Annotated in this window: 22 protein-coding genes and 1 tRNA gene; 7 read left to right on the top strand and 16 right to left on the bottom strand. The window is 34.6% G+C overall.

Features of this window, described 5'->3' with window-relative positions:
- Positions 1–116: 116 nt before the first annotated feature.
- Positions 117–1,106, bottom strand: coding sequence for a hypothetical protein (locus tag OYT91_RS12170; RefSeq protein WP_281238180.1), 990 nt, complete (start codon positions 1,104–1,106; stop codon positions 117–119).
- 585 nt (positions 1,107–1,691) lie between these two features.
- Between OYT91_RS12170 and OYT91_RS12165 the strand changes: the two genes are divergently transcribed.
- From OYT91_RS12165 to OYT91_RS12135, 7 genes are all read left to right on the top strand, one after another.
- Entirely contained in the window at positions 1,692–2,276 is a 585-nt protein-coding gene (locus tag OYT91_RS12165; protein ID WP_281238179.1) for an RNA polymerase sigma factor, read from the top strand.
- A 2-nt stretch (positions 2,277–2,278) separates the two neighbouring features.
- A complete protein-coding gene (locus OYT91_RS12160; protein ID WP_281238178.1) occupies positions 2,279–3,004 on the top strand; it encodes a tetratricopeptide repeat protein in 726 nt (241 codons plus the stop codon).
- A gap of 267 nt (positions 3,005–3,271) precedes the next feature.
- Positions 3,272–4,051: a TatD family hydrolase gene (locus OYT91_RS12155; protein ID WP_281238177.1), complete on the top strand. Its 780-nt coding sequence runs from the start codon at positions 3,272–3,274 to the stop codon at positions 4,049–4,051.
- 63 nt (positions 4,052–4,114) lie between these two features.
- Positions 4,115–5,251 (top strand): 1-acyl-sn-glycerol-3-phosphate acyltransferase, encoded by a 1,137-nt coding sequence (locus tag OYT91_RS12150; RefSeq protein ID WP_281238176.1) that lies wholly within the window; start codon positions 4,115–4,117, stop codon positions 5,249–5,251.
- Positions 5,241–6,269 (top strand): asparaginase, encoded by a 1,029-nt coding sequence (locus OYT91_RS12145; RefSeq protein WP_281238175.1) that lies wholly within the window; start codon positions 5,241–5,243, stop codon positions 6,267–6,269. The genes OYT91_RS12150 and OYT91_RS12145 overlap by 11 nt, the downstream gene beginning before the upstream one ends.
- A 61-nt stretch (positions 6,270–6,330) precedes the next feature.
- Positions 6,331–6,417: transfer RNA gene (locus OYT91_RS12140), tRNA-Ser, on the top strand.
- A gap of 123 nt (positions 6,418–6,540) precedes the next feature.
- Positions 6,541–7,710: a tyrosine-type recombinase/integrase gene (locus tag OYT91_RS12135; RefSeq protein ID WP_281238174.1), complete on the top strand. Its 1,170-nt coding sequence runs from the start codon at positions 6,541–6,543 to the stop codon at positions 7,708–7,710.
- Positions 7,711–7,998: 288 nt separating this feature from the next.
- On the opposite strand, the gene OYT91_RS12130 is transcribed toward OYT91_RS12135, so the two are convergent.
- The 15 genes from OYT91_RS12130 to OYT91_RS12060 all read right to left on the bottom strand — a co-directional run bounded on the left by OYT91_RS12130 (position 7,999) and on the right by OYT91_RS12060 (position 17,471).
- On the bottom strand, positions 7,999–8,364 hold the full coding sequence (locus tag OYT91_RS12130) for a hypothetical protein (RefSeq protein WP_281238173.1): 366 nt from the start codon (positions 8,362–8,364) through the stop codon (positions 7,999–8,001).
- 3 nt (positions 8,365–8,367) lie between these two features.
- Complete coding sequence (locus OYT91_RS12125) at positions 8,368–8,583, bottom strand: hypothetical protein (protein ID WP_281238172.1); 216 nt, start codon at positions 8,581–8,583, stop codon at positions 8,368–8,370.
- A complete protein-coding gene (locus OYT91_RS12120) occupies positions 8,583–8,846 on the bottom strand; it encodes a hypothetical protein (RefSeq protein ID WP_281238171.1) in 264 nt (87 codons plus the stop codon). Before OYT91_RS12120 ends, OYT91_RS12125 begins: the two co-directional genes overlap by 1 nt.
- A gap of 256 nt (positions 8,847–9,102) precedes the next feature.
- A complete protein-coding gene (locus OYT91_RS12115) occupies positions 9,103–9,378 on the bottom strand; it encodes a type II toxin-antitoxin system YafQ family toxin (protein WP_281238170.1) in 276 nt (91 codons plus the stop codon).
- Positions 9,375–9,578 (bottom strand): hypothetical protein, encoded by a 204-nt coding sequence (locus tag OYT91_RS12110; RefSeq protein ID WP_281238169.1) that lies wholly within the window; start codon positions 9,576–9,578, stop codon positions 9,375–9,377. The genes OYT91_RS12115 and OYT91_RS12110 overlap by 4 nt, the downstream gene beginning before the upstream one ends.
- Before the next feature lie 197 nt (positions 9,579–9,775).
- Positions 9,776–10,117 (bottom strand): hypothetical protein, encoded by a 342-nt coding sequence (locus OYT91_RS12105; RefSeq protein WP_281238168.1) that lies wholly within the window; start codon positions 10,115–10,117, stop codon positions 9,776–9,778.
- Between the two features lie 26 nt (positions 10,118–10,143).
- Entirely contained in the window at positions 10,144–11,088 is a 945-nt protein-coding gene (locus tag OYT91_RS12100) for a hypothetical protein (RefSeq protein ID WP_281238167.1), read from the bottom strand.
- Between the two features lie 22 nt (positions 11,089–11,110).
- Positions 11,111–11,590 carry a hypothetical protein gene (locus OYT91_RS12095; RefSeq protein ID WP_281238166.1) on the bottom strand — a complete coding sequence of 160 codons (480 nt, stop codon included), beginning with the start codon at positions 11,588–11,590 and terminating at the stop codon, positions 11,111–11,113.
- Complete coding sequence (locus tag OYT91_RS12090; RefSeq protein WP_281238165.1) at positions 11,590–12,054, bottom strand: hypothetical protein; 465 nt, start codon at positions 12,052–12,054, stop codon at positions 11,590–11,592. Before OYT91_RS12090 ends, OYT91_RS12095 begins: the two co-directional genes overlap by 1 nt.
- A 20-nt stretch (positions 12,055–12,074) precedes the next feature.
- A complete protein-coding gene (locus OYT91_RS12085; protein ID WP_281238164.1) occupies positions 12,075–14,729 on the bottom strand; it encodes a zincin-like metallopeptidase domain-containing protein in 2,655 nt (884 codons plus the stop codon).
- Positions 14,729–15,217: a hypothetical protein gene (locus tag OYT91_RS12080; protein ID WP_281238163.1), complete on the bottom strand. Its 489-nt coding sequence runs from the start codon at positions 15,215–15,217 to the stop codon at positions 14,729–14,731. The genes OYT91_RS12085 and OYT91_RS12080 overlap by 1 nt, the downstream gene beginning before the upstream one ends.
- Positions 15,218–15,232: 15 nt before the next feature.
- Positions 15,233–15,787, bottom strand: a complete 555-nt coding sequence (locus OYT91_RS12075; RefSeq protein WP_281238162.1) for a hypothetical protein — start codon at positions 15,785–15,787, stop codon at positions 15,233–15,235.
- Positions 15,784–16,125: a hypothetical protein gene (locus OYT91_RS12070; RefSeq protein ID WP_281238161.1), complete on the bottom strand. Its 342-nt coding sequence runs from the start codon at positions 16,123–16,125 to the stop codon at positions 15,784–15,786. Before OYT91_RS12070 ends, OYT91_RS12075 begins: the two co-directional genes overlap by 4 nt.
- A complete protein-coding gene (locus OYT91_RS12065) occupies positions 16,122–16,727 on the bottom strand; it encodes a glycoside hydrolase family 19 protein (RefSeq protein WP_281238160.1) in 606 nt (201 codons plus the stop codon). Before OYT91_RS12065 ends, OYT91_RS12070 begins: the two co-directional genes overlap by 4 nt.
- Before the next feature lie 102 nt (positions 16,728–16,829).
- A complete protein-coding gene (locus OYT91_RS12060) occupies positions 16,830–17,471 on the bottom strand; it encodes a peptidoglycan-binding domain-containing protein (RefSeq protein ID WP_281238159.1) in 642 nt (213 codons plus the stop codon).
- Between the last annotated feature and the right edge of the window lie 11 nt (positions 17,472–17,482).

Here is a 17,482-nt window from a genome sequence, read left to right as displayed (position 1 = left end):
GGGTTATTTTGGTCGGTCGTTATAGTTTTGGAACTTTTTTAAATTCAAATTATTTTTAAATGTAAAAAAAAGCGGTGAGCAAATCACCACTTTCTTTATTTATTTGAATTTGTAACTTATTGAATAGCATTGATTGCAGCTATTAACTGGGCTTCTGTACCTACAGTTGTTTCCGCTAGAGTGAAGGTGTATACATCATTTGCTGCAACTGTTACTCCTTTGATAGCCCATCTCCATTGTCCGTTGTCTTCGGTCGCAAAGATTACGTGGCAAGCCAGCCCAATTGGAATTTGGCCGTAGTGCTCACTGAACAAACCTGCTGCTGTATAGGTGTCTAGTTTGGCTAGCGCATTTTGCCCTTCACCATCATAGGACAAGTAAATTGCTGAATTCGTATTGTCATATCCTGTTGGTGCTGCTGCAAGAATTGTAGTTTTTGGTCTTGGATCGCTGTAAAACCGATCCACGTTCGTCCATCCAAAGTTTCCGAAAGAGACATAATAATTGTTTCCTTCTCCTTGTACTCCTCCTTTTCCGCCGTTTGTTCCTGTGGCATCGACAGCGTTTTTCCAAACGAGGTTGTCAGCATCTTCGGTGTTACCGATCCAAAGAGTCATTGCTGTGTCTAATCCATCGGTTAAAGAAGTTGGGACAAGAAGGGTCATATTGGCTATAGATTCAAGTGCTACTCCATCTTGAGATGCTTTTATGTAGAATTCACCTCCTGAGATTAGTAAATTTTTGTCGCCGTTTGGCATTAATCCCATGGTAGGTTTGTTGGCCGCTAGCATGTGTCCTTTGTCAAACAATTCTACATATTCAATTTTAATAGGGCCAGTTACAGCAACTCCGTTTTTGCGAAGGTAATCTCTGTTGATGTTGATTTTTACTCCTTTTGCACTTGTTAGTGTTACATTGCCTGAAGCTTCAGTAATGGTGAATTCTTGTTTCAGCTTGGTTAAAGCTTCTGTTCTGACCGTTGCAAATTCCGTTGCTGTTGCTGGAATATTCGGGATTTCGGTGTTTGGAGTTTCGTCATTAGTACAGCTCGTCATTGAAATGGCTCCTAAAAATAATAATGCGATTGATTTTAAATTCTTGTTCATGATTTCTAATTTTTTTTGAATCTGTCTTGAAAATGTTCAAGAGGTTGTTTCAGACTCGGGTTGTTAATTACGGTTCTTTTGTCTATATCAATTAAGGTTTGATATTGTTACCCTTGTTTTTGAAAATTCTTTTTTTAATTTCTGATTTCATTCTTATATCAATTAAGGTTTGATATTGTTACCCTTGTTTTAATTTTTTTTTCATCGGGTAATTAATGTCCAAAGTTTATTGATAAAAGTGATTCCTATTTTTTTTAAATTTTCCATAATCTAAAAGTTTTAAATACTCCAATTATTAATTTATAGGGTTATATCAACTTGGTCTTATAATTGTTACCCCTGTTTTTATTTATTTTATTTTTTGCACTAAATATCTTGATTTGCGTGATGCGCGTAAGGGATAGACGGAAGCTACCGAAGTAGCCCAGATAGCCCGACCGCATTATGAGAAGAGGCCGAATAAGCGCAAAGCACAGTTGGCCTCTTTTCATAATGGGGTTACGCCCAAATGATTGCATTTGTTCATAAACGAAAATATGCGGTGGTTTTCGTTCTTTTTTTAGTATTTTCGAGGAAAAGTTTTTTATGGCCTCAACGACTGTTCATCTTGACCAAATGTATATTGAAGGATTAGCGAATAATGATTCGGCGATTATTCATGCTATTTATAAGAAGTTTGTGCCAAAGGTGGTTCATTATATAAAGAACAATTCGGGTGATGAAGATAAGGCGCAGGATGTGGTTCAAGAAGTGATGATTTTGCTTTTTAATCAAGCCAAAGCACAACAATTAAAATTGAGTTGTCCTTTTGATGCGTACTTTTTTTTGTTGTGTAAACGAAAGTGGCTCAATGAGTTGAAAAAACAATCGAATAAAGGGGTAACAATTAAGGATGATTTAGTATCTATTCCTGAATCTGTTGATCAGTTGGTTTTGCAAACAGAACATTTTGATGAGAAACAGCAATTGTATGATATGATGTTTGAGAAACTGGGTGATAAATGCCAAGAATTGCTGAAACTGAGTTTTACGCTTCCGTCGATGGAGGAAGTTGCCCAGAAACTGGCTGTAACGTATGGTTATGTTCGCAAGAAAAAATCGCTTTGCATTGGTCAATTGACACAATGGATTCAAGAAACCAATCGCTTTAAATCTATAAAAAATACCTAGCCATGAACGAAGAACACTTTTTGGAATTTGATGAATATCTTCAAGGCGAAATGACCATCGAAGAAAAAATGGCTTTTGAGCAACAATTAAAAGATCATCCAGATTTGACATTGGCTTTTGAAACGTACAAAGAGTTGCAGCTTCATTTGGAAAATAAATTTGGTCAAGCGGATGAATTAAAAGCGTTTAAGAAGAATTTAAAAGGAATTTCTAAAGAGCATTTTAAAAAGAATAAGCCAAAAGTGGTGGCTTTGAAACCGTGGTATTATATTGCGGCGGCTTCGGTGGCGGTTTTGTTTGGGTTGTTGTTTTTGAATCAAAATTCGGATCCAACTTTTGAGGATTATAACCATCCTGATGCTGCATTTTTTACAGAGAGGGGAGAAGCAAATGATAATTTGAAATTGGCTCAGGATGCTTTTAATGCCAAGCAATATAAATCAGCAATTCCGCTTTTTGAGACGATTTTGAAAACGAATAGTAGTGCCGAGATTCAGTATTTTTATGGTGTTGCTTTGCTTGAAGAGAACAGATTGCCAGAAGCAGAATTGGTTTTTAATGAATTGAAATCGGGTAATTCCATTTATAAAAACAAGGCGATTTGGAGTTTGGCTTTGAGTAAGCTAAAACAAAAAGACTATAAAGCGTGTAAGGAATTGTTATTGACTATTCCTGAAGATTTCGAGGGGAATGATGAGGTTGATGCTTTGTTGGAAGATTTGGATTAAGCTTTTACGTAGTTATTTCGCAAAGATGCACAAAGGATTACGCGAAGATTCGCAGAGATTAATTTAAAATATTTGCAAAGGTAATTTGAACACAGATTTACACAGATTAATTTGTGTAAATCTGTGTTTTCTTTTTATGCATGCTTTTTTATAAGTCTTTGCGTGTCTTTTATTTTCTTTGTGAATTTTTGTGAAATAATCTTTGTGGAATTCCTTTTTTGGTAAAGCCCGTTTTTTCGAGTAATTTTGCAGCATTAAATTTTAAACTTGGAAACAAAAGCAATACTTACCGATACTCATACCCATTTATATTCAGAGGAATTTGATCAAGATCGAAGCGAAATGATGCAACGCGCCATTGACAATGGAGTTAGTCGTTTTTTTGTACCTGCAATTGACTCTTCCTGTACCCAAAGCATGTATGATTTAGAACAGGATTATCCTAACAATGTGTTCTTAATGATGGGTTTGCATCCTACTTATGTAAAAGATAATTATCTGGAGGAATTGCAACATGTAGAAAATGAGCTGGCCAAGAGAAAGTTTGTCGCTATCGGAGAAATAGGAATTGACTTGTATTGGGACAAAACACATTTGGCCGAGCAACAAATTGCTTTTAGAAAACAAATTCAGATGGCCAAACTATATAAACTTCCTATCGTAATTCATTGTCGCGAGGCATTCGATGAAATCTTTGAAATTTTAGAAGAGGAAAAATCTCCTGAATTATTTGGAATCTTCCATTGTTTTTCGGGTACGTATGCACAGGCTTTGCAAGCGATATCCTATAATATGAAGTTGGGAATAGGAGGAGTAGTTACTTTTAAAAATGGAAAAATAGATCAATTTTTGCATCAAATCGATTTGAAGCATATTGTTCTTGAAACAGATTCTCCTTATTTAGCTCCAATTCCGTATCGCGGCAAACGCAACGAAAGCAGTTACTTAATTAATGTTGCCGATAAATTAGCACAAATTTATGGTCTTTCGGTAAACGATATTGCAAGGATAACAACGGGTAATTCTATTCAAATATTCGGTTTTTAACTTCGATTCTTCTTAACTTTAATATTTTTTTTGTTCTTTTGTCCAACTAAATTGAAATCCAAAATGAATAAATTTGACGCAATTCGATCTTTTTATGACTCTGAAATAAACGATGGAATAATAAAAGTTATTGATCATCCGATGATGAAAGCTTTGATGAACTTTTGTTTTCCGGGGCAAGACGATGAAGTTTGGAAAGAGCAGCTTCGCAAAACTCATTCTATTCGTGATTTTCAATGTAATTTTATTTATTATGGAGTTCAGCAAGTATTAGAAAAAAGCTCTGAAGGTTTAACGACCTCAGGTTTCGAAAAATTAGAAAAAAACACCGCTTACCTTTATATTTCGAATCATCGTGATATTGTTCTAGATACTACTTTATTAAATGCTTGTTTGTTTGAGCATGGTTTGGATATGACTTCATCGGCCATTGGAGACAATTTGGTTAAAAAATCATTTTTGAAAATTTTATCGAAATTAAATAGGAATTTTTTAGTTCAAAGAGGTTTAACGCCAAGGGAATTGCTGGTGAGTTCTAAATTACTTTCGGATTATATGGCACAGTTAATGTTGCATGAAAACCGTTCGGTTTGGATAGCGCAACGGGAAGGAAGAACTAAAGATGGGAATGACGCAACCAATCCAGGTGTTTTGAAAATGATAGCCATGGGATCTGACGAGCCTAATATTATGGACTATTTCAAGAAGATTAAAATTGTCCCTGTTTCTATTTCATATGAATATGATCCTACAGATGCTTTGAAAATGCCTCAGTTGTTAGCCGAAGCAAACAATGAAGTTTATATTAAGGAAAAAAATGAAGATTTTAAAACTTTATTGAGTGGGATTATCGGCCAAAAGAAAAGGATACATATACATATTGGGGACGTTCTAGATACCGAAATTGATGATATTATTAAAAATGTAGATACTACTAATAAGCAGGTACAAGCATTGGCACAAGTAATTGACGATTCCATTTTGATAAATTACAAATTATGGACGACTAATTTTATTGCTTACGACATTTTAAACAATTCGAATCGATTTGCTCATTCGTATACCGAAAACGAAAAATTGTTATTTGAACGACGTTTAGAGCTGCGTATTGATCATGAACATCCTGTTGCAAAACAAGGTTTTTTGGATATGTATGCAAATCCTGTTGTCAATAAGTTAAAATACACCGATGTTTTCTAAATCGAAGATTCTTTTGATTTATACCGGTGGAACCATTGGTATGCGCAAGGATTTTGAAACGGGTGCTTTAAAAGCTTTTAATTTTAGTAAACTCCTTCATAATATTCCCGAGTTGAAATTATTGGATTGTGAAATCGAAACTTTTTCTTTTGATCAACCAATTGATTCCTCAAATATGAATCCTGAGCATTGGGCTGAAATGGCTCGTACTATAGAAAAAAATTATTATAATTTTGATGGTTTTGTAGTATTGCACGGTTCCGATACGATGTCATATTCCGCTTCTGCATTGAGTTTTATGCTCGAAAATCTTTCTAAACCAGTTATTTTTACAGGCTCTCAATTGCCTATTGGAGATTTGCGGACAGATGCTAAAGAGAATTTAATTACAGCCATTCAAATTGCAGCTTTACAAGAAAACGGAAAGCCAATAATTCAAGAAGTTTGTCTTTATTTTGAATATAAATTATACAGAGGTAATAGAACAACCAAAATAAATGCAGAACATTTTAGGGCTTTTATTGCTCCTAATTATCCCTTTTTAGTCGAGTCTGGAGTACATTTAAAAATTAATTCAGATTTGTTTTTAAGTACAAAACCAGAGGCTGCTTTTAAAGTGCACACTCATTTGGATAACAATGTTGCTATTATAAAAATGTTTCCGGGAATTAGTGAAGTAGTTCTTTCTGCAGTTTTGAATATAAAAAGCTTAAAAGGAATCATTCTTGAAACCTACGGTGCTGGAAACGCACCTACAGAAGATTGGTTTTTATTCTTATTGCAAAAAGCAATTGCAAGAGGGTTACATGTAATAAATGTGACTCAATGTGCTATTGGCAGTGTGAGTATGGGTCAATATGAGACAAGCACCACTATGAAAAATCTTGGGATTATTTCAGGAAAAGACATAACTACAGAAGCAGCAATTACCAAATTAATGTATTTATTGGGACAAAATATACCTCAGAATGAGTTTAAAACTATTTTCGAAACTTCATTAAGAGGAGAAATGCAATAATATTGATTTTTTACTTTCAAAATTCATTTTTTTTAGTGTTCTTTGCACACCAAAATAAAATAGAGAGGTGTCCGAGTGGTTGAAGGAGCTAGCCTGGAAAGCTAGTATATGGGTAACTGTATCGAGGGTTCGAATCCCTTCCTCTCTGCTTAAATCTCGTTAACCCTTATGAATACTGGTGTTAACGAGATTTTTTAAAAAAAGCTGTGTCAAATTTGTGTCAAACGTTTATAGTTTAAAAAACACTGTGTTTTTTAAGCCATAAAAAAAAATGCCAAATTCAAAAAATTCCGCCACACGTAATAAATGCACCGCATTTATTGATTACAAACCCGCTGAACTTAGAATAAACAAAGAGTGGATGATTGTGTACTACGCAAAGCATCCTGTAAACGGTGTGTTAGTAATGCAACGCCTACGTGTGCCAGTAATGAAGAACAAAGCTGAACGTTTGCGTCACGGGAAAAAGATCGTCCTTGAAATCAACTTAAAACTTGTCGATGGTTGGTCGCCTTACCTTGAAGAAACAGGTAAAAACTTCAAAACCTTTAAAGAAGTCATTGAAGAGTTCTTAAAACACCTAAAAAAGCAACTCAAAGACGGGGTTATGCGTGCCGACACTCTGAGAACCTACAACTCTAACCTAAACTTGTTGCAACAGTATTTTGTGGAGAAAAGCATTAAAATAAACTTTGCAGTAGAAATCAATAAAAAAACCTGTGTGAATTATTTGGACTGGATTTATTTGGATCGTAATAATTCACCACGAACCCGAAACAATCATTTGATTTTTTTGAAGCTATTTTGCTCTTTTCTTGTCTCTAGAGGTGTTTTGAGCGAAAACCCAACTGCAGGTATTCAGCCTATGAAATTACCAGCTAAAACTCGTGAAGTTTTCCCTGAAGACATTAAAAATAAAATAAATGCAAAATTGCAATCCTACGACAACGGATATTATGCGTTGTGTATGACAACCTACTTTTGTTTGATACGAAATACAGAACTAGGAAAACTAAAAGTAAGTATGGTTAACCTCGAAGAAAGCTCCATCTTCTTGCCGAAAGAAATATCCAAAAACAAAAAAGACGAATTTATTACAATTCCGTCCCAATTCTTGTCAATCTTAAAAAACCATATTGGTAAAGCTTTGCCTAATGATTATTTGTTTTCTAATGATGATTTTAACGTGGGCCCTGTACAAATGCCAGTACGTAAAATTGCATCAGCATGGGAGAAAATAAGAGACGAATTGAAATTAGAAAAAAAGTACCAATTCTATTCCCTAAAAGATACGGGAATAACAGATTTATTAAACAGCGGAATTCCTGCGATAAAAGTAAGAGATCAGGCACGTCATTACGATATAAAAATTACAGAACTGTATACGCCCCGTAACAAAGGTTGCGACGCAACTATACAGGATGCAAATGTTTCTTTTTGATTCTTACAAAAAATAAAAAGTTAAATTGTTTGTGTTAATAGCAGTCGTATTTAAAGTTGAAAAAACAGGAAACTTTGGAAACAAGGAAACAATAGCCGTTTTTGCTGGGTTAACAGCTTTTTTTTTGTTTCCAAAGGGGTTTTAAAATAGGAAACAAGGGGTTTTAACTTTGGAAACATTTGGAAACAAAACCCCTTTTTTAGCTTAAATATTGTAAATAAGCCAAAAACAAAAAAAATCCAACTCGAAAGTTGGATTTTTAGATTTATTAAATTCTTACAAATTAATTTAAGTAACGATTATAAAATGGGTTAAAGCAACACTATGCCCCGACGACTCTATTTTGACTAACTTCTTGCTAAATTGAAGTGTATGGTCTTTTTGTTGGCAATATTCCTTTAATCCCTCTTTTAACTTTTGACTAGAATAACCCTCAAAATAATGCTTCAAAAGTCTAAAATCTATCCACTCATTTAAAAACATACTTTCGGGTATTAAAGTGGATAAATTAAATAAAATGTATTCTTTATCCTGGTCCATAATAGTTGCTTTCTGCGCTTCTGTGTCCAGCGGTTTCTCTTTCAAATAATACATTAATGAATTTAATGAAGCTTCTAGTTTATTCAAGCGTTTTTTGAGTTTTTTGGTTTTCATGGCTTAATTAAGTATTCGGTTATTAAAAAAATCAGGGATAAGGGCTTTCATTTTTTCTAGGCGCAGTTTGTCTCTTTCCGCAAAAAGTTCTTTCATGGTTTGGGGTTCTGCGTTGCGTTTTTCTAGTTTTGCAATTCTTTCGTTTTGAAGCAAGAAAACTTCTCTGTAGTTTTCACATAGTTTTCTTAATGTCGCTATTTGTTCTTCTTGAATACTCATCACGCTACAGTATTAGGGTTAAACAATTGCTTTTTGTTTGCAACAAGATAGTTGCATACGTGGTAGGCTTCCATCACGGCTTCGGCATCACTGCCATTGGTGCCTATGTAGCGATTGTCCTTAAAATAGTTGATAAACATTACTTCCAACCCTTTTGTAATTAGGCGGTCGCCGTGGCGGTTTTGTTCTAAAAATTCACGCCCTAGCGGTGTGGTAAAATCATAGTCTTGATTTTCTTCTGTGTTTTTTTCTTTGTTTAGCATCTTGAAAAAATTTAACGTTAATAAATAGCAAGGCCGTTGCCTTAGGTGTGCTAAACAAAGACCCCGTAAGGAGAATTGATTTTCGGCTCTTTCGAGAACCCGACACCATAGCAACGGTTTGCTTATGATTTTTTTACGATAAAAGTTGTGAGGATTTCTCCTAACGGTAATCTTTATTTAGCATTACAAACGTATGTAAAAAAAGAATACGATTGCAAAAAAAAGTTTATTTTTTTTGGGGGTAAAGAAAAAGCGACTAAAATAAGTCGCTGTGTGTTCCTGTTCGGGTTAATGAAATTAGCTTAATTTCGTCATTTTGTTCCCAAATTAGCAACCAATCGGGTTGTATGTGGCATTCCCAAAAACCTGCATAATTTCCTTTTAGAATATGAGGCTTGTATTTGGCTGGAAGTTTGCCTTCGCTTTCAAGTATTTCAACTACATTTTTGAATAGTTGTATATTAAGATTTCTTTTTATGGCTAGTTTAATATCTTTTTTTATTTTGCCTGTATATTCAATTTTATAACTCATATTCCCAATTCAGCAAAAAGTTGTTTCGAGTTTTTTACCTTGAACGTATTGCCGTTACGAACATCTTGTATTGCTTTTTCGGTTTCGGGGTTGTATCGTGGTTTTTCTATATTTAATTCAACAAATGGTAGGTTTTTTAAAAACTCAAGCAATGCCCTAGCTTCTTTCTTACGTTGGTCAATTTTTATAGTGATTTCCATAACATTATATTTTAGTTACACAAAGGTATATATTTTTAATGTACTGAATAAAAAAAATAAAATGTAGCTTTTTTTGTTGTCCTGGAGTTTCTGCAGCTGTTCCGGGACAACAAATAAATCTACTTTTACCCAAAAAAATAGCGGTACAAACTGCACCGCTATTCTCCTACTAAAACAAAACTAACTAAAATTAAAATCTATATCCGTGCTTTGCCCTGTATTTTTGACATAAAAGCAATAAATTTTGGAAACGTCAAACCAATACCGAAAGCGTAAAACATTGTTATTTGTGTACCTGCATACTCTACAGAAAAACGCAATGCCAGTAGTATAGCAACCACTGAAAAAACAATTTCTACAAGATTGTCCTGCGTAAAGAACAACCAAGAAAAATGATACGGTGTGTTTTTTGAGATTGCGTTTCGTCTAGCAACTTTTACTTTGAAGTGAAAAGCCAAACCAATTAAAGCAAAGAACAATCCTGCCATATAGGTAGCTGTATCGGTTGTGCCTGTGATTAGGGTTGTAAATTTTTGCATTATGGTGTTTGGAGTTATTTCAATTATTAATAGACTCTATATGATGCAGATACTGCTAATTTATAAGTTCCTGAAGCAGTAGGGTAAAAGCTAACAGTAGGTATATTTCCAACTGTACTTCTATACATTACTGGAACTATGTTAGTATCAGAAAGATAAGCAAATCCGAATCCTACAAGCGAATTAGCCCCCCCACTATAGCTACTCGGATCACTAACTCTTATAGATGTTAAAGTGTTTGCAGTTATTACTGTTACTGTTACAGAAAATGAAATATAAGCAAATCTACTGTTACCAACAATTAATGTTCCTGAGTCTATACTTCCTATTGTGCAATTAACTGGTAACGTCACTGTAGGTGTCCAATTGCCGTTAATGTTTGGAATTTGATTTAATACAAAAGCCGTTGTTGCAATTGCTGTTGTATTATTCCCTGCAGTTTGTGTTGTGGCTATTGTTCCAGTTGGTAACGTTGGTGTTCCTGTAAAGGTTGGCGAAGCTAGATTTGCCTTTAAGTTGTCAGCTGTGGTAACAAAAGCGGTCGTTGCAATTGCTGTTGTATTATTCCCTGCAGTTTGCGTGGTTGCAATTGTTCCAGTTGGTAATGTTGGCGTTCCTGTAAAGGTGGGTGATGCCAAATTTGCCTTTAAGTTGTCTGCATTTGTAACAAAAGCGGTCGTTGCAATTGCTGTTGTATTATTCCCAGCTGTTTGTGTCGTTGCAATTGTACCAGTAGGTAATGTTGGCGTTCCTGTAAAGGTGGGTGAGGCTAAATTTGCTTTACTTATCAATAAATTATTGACTGATATTTTCTTAACCTCTTTATCGGTTATCCCTCTTAACAAAACATCGTCTGAAAGTGTGCCAACTGCAACGCTTGTTAATTTAAGTGGCTTCTCAATTGTTTGAGTGCTTTGAGCAAAAAGGGTTGTTTGTACTAAAACAACCAAAATCAACATAATCTTTTTCATTAGTTTTTATTTATAAATTGGTTTAAAATTGTAATCTGTCGTAAACATCAAAAGAACCTAGTTGAGATAATGAACCACCTAGATAAATGCCTTTTATAAATTGATCTTCGACAATACCCATAGCAAAATCATTAATTTCGAGTTTTGTTAGATCAACGTTACCCGCTCGTTTAAATATTAAGAAATCGCCCGACTTAGTTATGGCTGAACCTCCTTTTTTAGCTAAAAAAAAAAAGTCCCTCGAAAGCGCTATCAAAAATTCGTTTATATCCGCTTTAACAATAACAGGGACACACAAATCACAATCTATGGTGCGATAATCTATCAAAAAACCATTGTCATCAGTTGATGAAGTGATACGAAAACGGTTGTTGTCGCCATTCTCACGTTGCAGGCTCATTGCAGGCTCAAACGAAGCCACAACCGAATTGTCTTGTGTGTTTTGAAGCAGCACAATTCCGTTGTCTTTTTTTGAGAATTTAAGCGTTTTTGCGACTGCCATTATTTTTTAGTTTTAGCGGTTGTTTTTCTTGTGGTTGTTTTTTTCTTTGCAACTGGCTTTTTCTTTGCAACCATTTTTTTGGCACAAACCTTTTTTGCTTTGCATGGGGTTGCACTTGTTTTTACTATTTTACCTCCCGCTACATATTTATAGCCTTTTTTCAGAGTACCGTCTACTTTTAGCCCTGTAGCTTTTATAACTTGACTACATACTGTTTTTAAGCCTCTTACTGTTGGTTTTTTTAATCCTTGGTTTTTCATGGTTTTTATTGATTTTTGGTTATTGGTTTGTTTTAAAAGAAAATTCCAAAATGAGATATGTTCCTTAGCTGCGTTTTCCCATCCTTTTTTATTCAAAAAGGGCTTCCAAAATTTCAAACTTTTCAAACATTCGTTTTTTAGTTGTTCCCTTCCCATTTCTAACGGCTTCCCATCAGGGGTCTTAAATATTTCTAAGTTGTTCATTTTTTGATTGATTATTTTTTTTAACTCACTATAAATGATAATTTTCTTTTCTCTGTTGGTTCTCCCGTTGTTTCGGGTGTGTTACCTTGTAACTTTTTATTAAAAATGTTGAATTTCAAGCCGTCAAGAGGTTTGTTTTGGTAACGGTTTTTGTCCGCATAAATGTAATTTTCTCGGTAGTCGTCTTTCTTTTCCGTAAACAAAACAATGTCGGCATCAAACTGGCTTTTGCTTCCCCCACGCATTTTACCGTCTGTGGTTTGCTGAAAAATCACAATAAAGAGTTTGCCATCATACTTTTTGCGTAAATCTTTATCGACTTCAAAACCTTTGTGCATTTCTTGCATTTTGGTAAAACTGTCAATCACAATGACATCGTTTTTCTTTATCAGATTTTCGAGTTCAGCAATGGTTTTTATTTCGGGAGCTTCTATATTATTCAAAGCCTTTGTATTCAAATATTGCTCTGCTTTGTCAAAATATAAATTGCTTTCGGGATGCTCTTCAATACTTGCGTGTCCTACCTTATAATTTTGTGCCAAAGCATTCATAAACTGAAAACACATTCGGGTTTTCATTGAACCCTGACCACCAGTAAGCGAGATCACAACACTTTCTTTTTGCTTATGCTCTATTTGCCCCAAAAAGTCTGATATGTCTTTATTCTCAATTTTAAAAAAATCAACATTTGTAGGCTTGTTAGCCATTTTATAGGCAAGGGAATTTGTGTTTAAAATTCCTTTTGCAACTGGCTTTTTTTCCTTTGCAACAGTTTTTGCAATGGTTTTTGGAGCGTTCAAACCTTTTTTTGTATCTTTGTGGCTAGTAAGCGGGTTTTTAAACTTGGTGGGAATTGTACCCACTATCAGTTTAAATAATTCGCTTTTTTCATTTCCATACAAAAGCAATCCTTTTTTATACCAATTTTTATAATGAACTAAACCGGTACGAGAATAAATACTTCTAATGTCGTTTATTTTAATATCGTTACTTGTGTGAATTGCAACCATAAAAGGCTTTTCTAAATGGCTTTTTACTTCTGTAAGGACTACAAAACCACCTATTTTATTTTCGCTTTTAAAAATAGCAACTGGCTCATTAATATTGTCTGGCAAATTTATCAGGTGTTCCCATTTTACATTATGGGATTTATCTTTATTTGTCATCGCCTTTTTTATAATTGCACCCGACAATGTAATTTTATTGTTACCTGTAATTTTCCATAATTCCGATTTTGTTCTTCCTAACTGAAAAATTTTAATTTTTGAAAACCCATTTCGCTTTGCTTCCAGAATCTGTTTATTAAAAGCAATAGTGTCAACGGTTTTTGCAGTCCCTTTCAACCCCTCAAACAACTCTAATTGGTTGCTTTTTTTTGCTTTTGGCTTGCTGCTTTTGAGATTTTGAATTTGTTTTTGAGAATTTCCATCTTTCATAAACAAGAAATCACCCTTTGCATCGGGTTGTAAAATAAAATCAGTTGCTTTTTGCGCTTGACTACTGGCTTTCATTAAAAAACGGTTGTCGTTTTCTAAATTTGGAAGTAACACTTCATTCCAACCTTTTAAATAGCCAGCGTGATTTTTATTAGTATAAAACATAATCCCTGCTTGAGCCGATAAAAAAACCGCTCCAAACTCTGCAATCAATTCCTCAAAAGCATATTCGGGTGTGCCAAAAGGATTTCTAAACGGTCTTTTTAGCCTGCTTTCGTGTCCTGTACTGTGGCTTAATTCGTGAAAAAGTGTTCTGTAAAAATCCTGTGAAGTCTTGAATTTTGAAATATCTGGCATTTTTACCATATCCACATCGGGAATATATGAAGCTCCGCTTCCTAAAAATAAAATTTCGGGTTGTGGCTTAGGATAATTTTTTACTATCGCTTCGGCAATGTCAATTGTTTCATTGTTGCCAGTTTCAACCTCATTGTTTACGACTTTTCCCTGCAGAGGGAAATTATCTAAATCAAAATCAATTCCCTCAATGTCCGCACCGTTAAAAACGTTGTAATACTTCAGAAAAAAAATGGTTTTTTCGTCTCCTTTTTCAAGCTTATTGTCCACTATTATAGTGTTCAGTTTTTCAATTTCTGCATCGGAATACTCTTTGTTGAAAGTCGAAAAATAAACCACTTTATGTGCATGGCTACCTTTTTTTAGTTTTCCGCCTTTTTCCTGTATTTGGTTAAAAGTTAGATAGTAGGGATTGTCTAAAAGCCCGAACATAGGCGACAACATAAACACGTTTACACCTCTGTACGCTTTTTTTGAAACGAAATTGTACGGAATTAAATAACCCTCTTCTTTCCAAGCCCTCTTATAATCGCCTTTGTTCGCTTCTTTGATTAAATCAATCATTCGTTGCGTAACCATATCGTAAATCTCGTTTGGCGAAACTGGTTTCCCAAGTCCTATGTCTTTGGTTTCGGGAATAAACTCCAAACCATCGAGCAAAGAGGTATTTCCATCAATATCCACCCCATTCAATCCATAAGGCTCTACTAAGTTTCTGAGTTCAATCAAAAAAGTATCGTCTTTAAAAGCTTCAAGAACCCGAATAACACGTTTTGAAATTATGGTGTGTCGCTCTTTTTCAGCTTTTTCCAATAGTTTTTCAAGGTCTTTCCTTGTTACTATCATCCCGTTAAGTGCGTTAAATTCCTTTGCGATACTCATTATTGCTTTGTTTTATATTCTATTCCTAAAATATTTATTACGGCTTCTGTTTTGATTTTATCCAAACTAAAATTTCCGCTGTTAATTATTGCAAGTGCATTTGTCAATGTCGTTTTCAAGTCCAACACAATAGGAATGTTCCTTACAATTGTTTTTGATTTTGCTGGGATGTTTAACGATGTCATATTTAAAATTGTTTCCCCTAAATAATTATCGTTCTGGTCATAGAAAACTATTTTTTTAAGAGTTAAAATCACTCCATCAGCACTAAAAACAGTTGGCGTTGGATTGATAAAATTCAAATCAATACTGAATGTTGCGCTAGGTTTGCCATTATTCCATTTTGCATTAAAGTTTTTTAAACCTACAGGAATTATAACAATGTCCTCAAACTGGCTAACCAGTTGTTGTGCCTTGTTTTTGAATAAGTTTATTGCAATGGCAAAAATCCCTATTCCTATTCCTATTTTAGCTATTGTATTGCTCATTTTGTTCTGCTTTAATTACACTAAAAAAAATCTTGAAATCCTGTAAGCCAAATATAAAAGAGTTGCCCCACCCAAATAAGCTAAATACTTAACCCACCAAGGAATATATTTTATTAGGACAGGTTTAATTTCTTTATCCTTTTCTTTCTCTTTTTCTACTTTATTTGTGGTTGTGCTTTCGTCTTTGGTTTCCGCTTGTTTCAGTAATATTACTATTTGCTTAAGGGCTGCATCATAGCCAATTCTGTATTCATTATTGCCCGATTTTTTATAACTATTCAATTGGCTTAAAACTTGGTCGAGCGTGGCTTGTGTAATACTATCGCATTCGGGTTTTACCGTTTTGACCTTTGCAATTTTTATGACTAAACTGTCTAAAATTGCTTTGTTCACTTGAGTTACTTTTGTGCTGTCAGTTTTGTGTTCGATAATTCTTTCGATAGTATGAGTGTTTGTTGGAGGTGTTGCTTTGCATCCTACCAAAAGCATTATAGTAAAGAATAAAGTCAATAAAATAATTAACACGTTATTACCCTTAAAAGGGCTTTGCATTGGTGCGTTTGTTGTCATTTGATAAATTTTGATTTGATTAAAATTTTAAGAATAAAAAAGATTTCAGAGATTAAGTCTTCTACTTTGTCGTGCAGCATGGTACTCATAGAACCACCCCAAGCACAAGCAATGTATGTAAAGGGTTTGTTGCATTGCAAAAATTGATCGAAAACAGCATAAACAGAAAAAGCGACAAAAAAACTGACCACAGCTTCCGCTAAAAACCATTTAAAAGAGGGGGCTTTTCCTTTTTTTAAAGCAAAGTGAATCTTAACCACTAGACCTGAAAGAACTAATAGAATGAATACCAAATAATCCCCGAAATACTTAGTTATTTGAATTATTGTGTCTTTCATTTTTTGTAAAATATATTGTTGTTACCGTTATTAAACCAACTCCAAACAGTAGGCTTAACATTAAATACTGCTGGCTTGACTTTTTTTTTTAATTCCTCAAGCGTGATGTTTTGGGCTTTGAAATAGGCGGTTGCTTTTTTTCTTTCGGGTAATCCATTGTGTCCTCCGTTTACTCCTTCGGTAACGGCTAAAACGCTGTCTTTGTCTGCTAATTTGTTTAGGTTGCCATTTGGACTGTTTACCCAATACCAGCAAGCGATGTCAATTGAGTTAATCAATTCCGCTGCTAATTCGGGATGATTAACAACGTCAACGCCCGAATAGTCCTTGTAACGTTGGTAATTGTAACGCCCTGTTAACTGGATTAATCCACGCCCTCTAAATCGGTAGCCGTCACCTTCTTTTTTATTCCCTAACCATCGGTGGTTTTGGTATTTTTTTTGAGCCAAGGCGTAGGATATTTTTTCTACGTTTGCCGTGAAATTGGCACTTTCTACAGCTAATTGACCGAAAAAATGCGCTATCCTTAAAGGACTTGTAATGCCGTATTTTTTGAGTGAATTAAAAAAAGACCCACTGTTTATGCTTATAAAATTTACCATTATAGAATTACTTTTTTAGGTTCGTTTTTAGGCAATAACAATACTAAAGCTAGTATTGCCAACCCTCCAATCATTAATTTTGATTCTGCTGTCTGTGTCATTTCAATACGGTTTTACGTGTTTGCCATTGATGAAATAATAGTAGCCATCTTTTTGAACTAAATAACTCCCGTTTGAAGTAGCAGACTTAAATGTTCCAGCTGATTCCCCGTAACTGAATTTTCCCAAAACCGCTTCTCCAGTATTGGTATAAGAGCCGTTGGCTATTTTTTTGGAGTTGTAAAGCGTAGTGGTAGGGACTGAAATCATTAGTTTTGCTCCTACTTTTGGCAATGCAACTGGTTTAACAACCGCCTTTGCAACTGGCTTTGCAACTGGCTTTACAATGGGTCCTAAAATTGTATTTATCGTTTGGAACTGATTAAGGCTTATTTGCGAAACTCCTTTTGCCTTTTGCAAAGCCGTTAGGGTGATGTTTCCAAAATCACCATCTACTTTAATATTAAGTAAGTTCTGTAGTTCCATTACTTCCGCCCCTTTTGTTCCTTTGCTCAATAGCTTGTTTCTGTCAAGTCCTGTGCTTGTGCTTTTGTTTGTTGCACTTTGGGCTACTTCTGGTAGATAGCTTGGTATTTCTTCTACTTGCTTTTCGTTCTGTTTTTTCTTCCAGTACAGAAAACCAAGTCCCGCAACTGCAAAAACTCCTACGCCTATCAAAACTTTATTTTCATTACTCACTTTCATTGTCTTTTTCT

The sequence above is a fragment of the Flavobacterium praedii genome, from assembly GCF_026810365.1.
Lineage (GTDB): Bacteria > Bacteroidota > Bacteroidia > Flavobacteriales > Flavobacteriaceae > Flavobacterium > Flavobacterium praedii.
This window is presented reverse-complemented; position numbering and strand designations above follow the sequence as displayed.

Excerpts from the sequence above, each read along its gene's own strand:
- OYT91_RS12170 (WP_281238180.1), bottom strand. The coding sequence starts at position 1,106 with ATGAACAAGAATTTAAAATCAATCGCATTATTATTTTTAGGAGCCATT.
- OYT91_RS12165 (WP_281238179.1), top strand. The coding sequence starts at position 1,692 with ATGGCCTCAACGACTGTTCATCTTGACCAAATGTATATTGAAGGATTA.
- OYT91_RS12160 (WP_281238178.1), top strand. The coding sequence starts at position 2,279 with ATGAACGAAGAACACTTTTTGGAATTTGATGAATATCTTCAAGGCGAA.
- OYT91_RS12150 (WP_281238176.1), top strand. The coding sequence starts at position 4,115 with ATGAATAAATTTGACGCAATTCGATCTTTTTATGACTCTGAAATAAAC.
- OYT91_RS12145 (WP_281238175.1), top strand. The coding sequence starts at position 5,241 with ATGTTTTCTAAATCGAAGATTCTTTTGATTTATACCGGTGGAACCATT.
- OYT91_RS12135 (WP_281238174.1), top strand. The coding sequence starts at position 6,541 with ATGCCAAATTCAAAAAATTCCGCCACACGTAATAAATGCACCGCATTT.
- OYT91_RS12130 (WP_281238173.1), bottom strand. The coding sequence starts at position 8,364 with ATGAAAACCAAAAAACTCAAAAAACGCTTGAATAAACTAGAAGCTTCA.
- OYT91_RS12125 (WP_281238172.1), bottom strand. The coding sequence starts at position 8,583 with ATGAGTATTCAAGAAGAACAAATAGCGACATTAAGAAAACTATGTGAA.
- OYT91_RS12120 (WP_281238171.1), bottom strand. The coding sequence starts at position 8,846 with ATGCTAAACAAAGAAAAAAACACAGAAGAAAATCAAGACTATGATTTT.
- OYT91_RS12115 (WP_281238170.1), bottom strand. The coding sequence starts at position 9,378 with ATGAGTTATAAAATTGAATATACAGGCAAAATAAAAAAAGATATTAAA.
- OYT91_RS12110 (WP_281238169.1), bottom strand. The coding sequence starts at position 9,578 with ATGGAAATCACTATAAAAATTGACCAACGTAAGAAAGAAGCTAGGGCA.
- OYT91_RS12105 (WP_281238168.1), bottom strand. The coding sequence starts at position 10,117 with ATGCAAAAATTTACAACCCTAATCACAGGCACAACCGATACAGCTACC.
- OYT91_RS12100 (WP_281238167.1), bottom strand. The coding sequence starts at position 11,088 with ATGAAAAAGATTATGTTGATTTTGGTTGTTTTAGTACAAACAACCCTT.
- OYT91_RS12095 (WP_281238166.1), bottom strand. The coding sequence starts at position 11,590 with ATGGCAGTCGCAAAAACGCTTAAATTCTCAAAAAAAGACAACGGAATT.
- OYT91_RS12090 (WP_281238165.1), bottom strand. The coding sequence starts at position 12,054 with ATGAACAACTTAGAAATATTTAAGACCCCTGATGGGAAGCCGTTAGAA.
- OYT91_RS12085 (WP_281238164.1), bottom strand. The coding sequence starts at position 14,729 with ATGAGTATCGCAAAGGAATTTAACGCACTTAACGGGATGATAGTAACA.
- OYT91_RS12080 (WP_281238163.1), bottom strand. The coding sequence starts at position 15,217 with ATGAGCAATACAATAGCTAAAATAGGAATAGGAATAGGGATTTTTGCC.
- OYT91_RS12075 (WP_281238162.1), bottom strand. The coding sequence starts at position 15,787 with ATGACAACAAACGCACCAATGCAAAGCCCTTTTAAGGGTAATAACGTG.
- OYT91_RS12070 (WP_281238161.1), bottom strand. The coding sequence starts at position 16,125 with ATGAAAGACACAATAATTCAAATAACTAAGTATTTCGGGGATTATTTG.
- OYT91_RS12065 (WP_281238160.1), bottom strand. The coding sequence starts at position 16,727 with ATGGTAAATTTTATAAGCATAAACAGTGGGTCTTTTTTTAATTCACTC.
- OYT91_RS12060 (WP_281238159.1), bottom strand. The coding sequence starts at position 17,471 with ATGAAAGTGAGTAATGAAAATAAAGTTTTGATAGGCGTAGGAGTTTTT.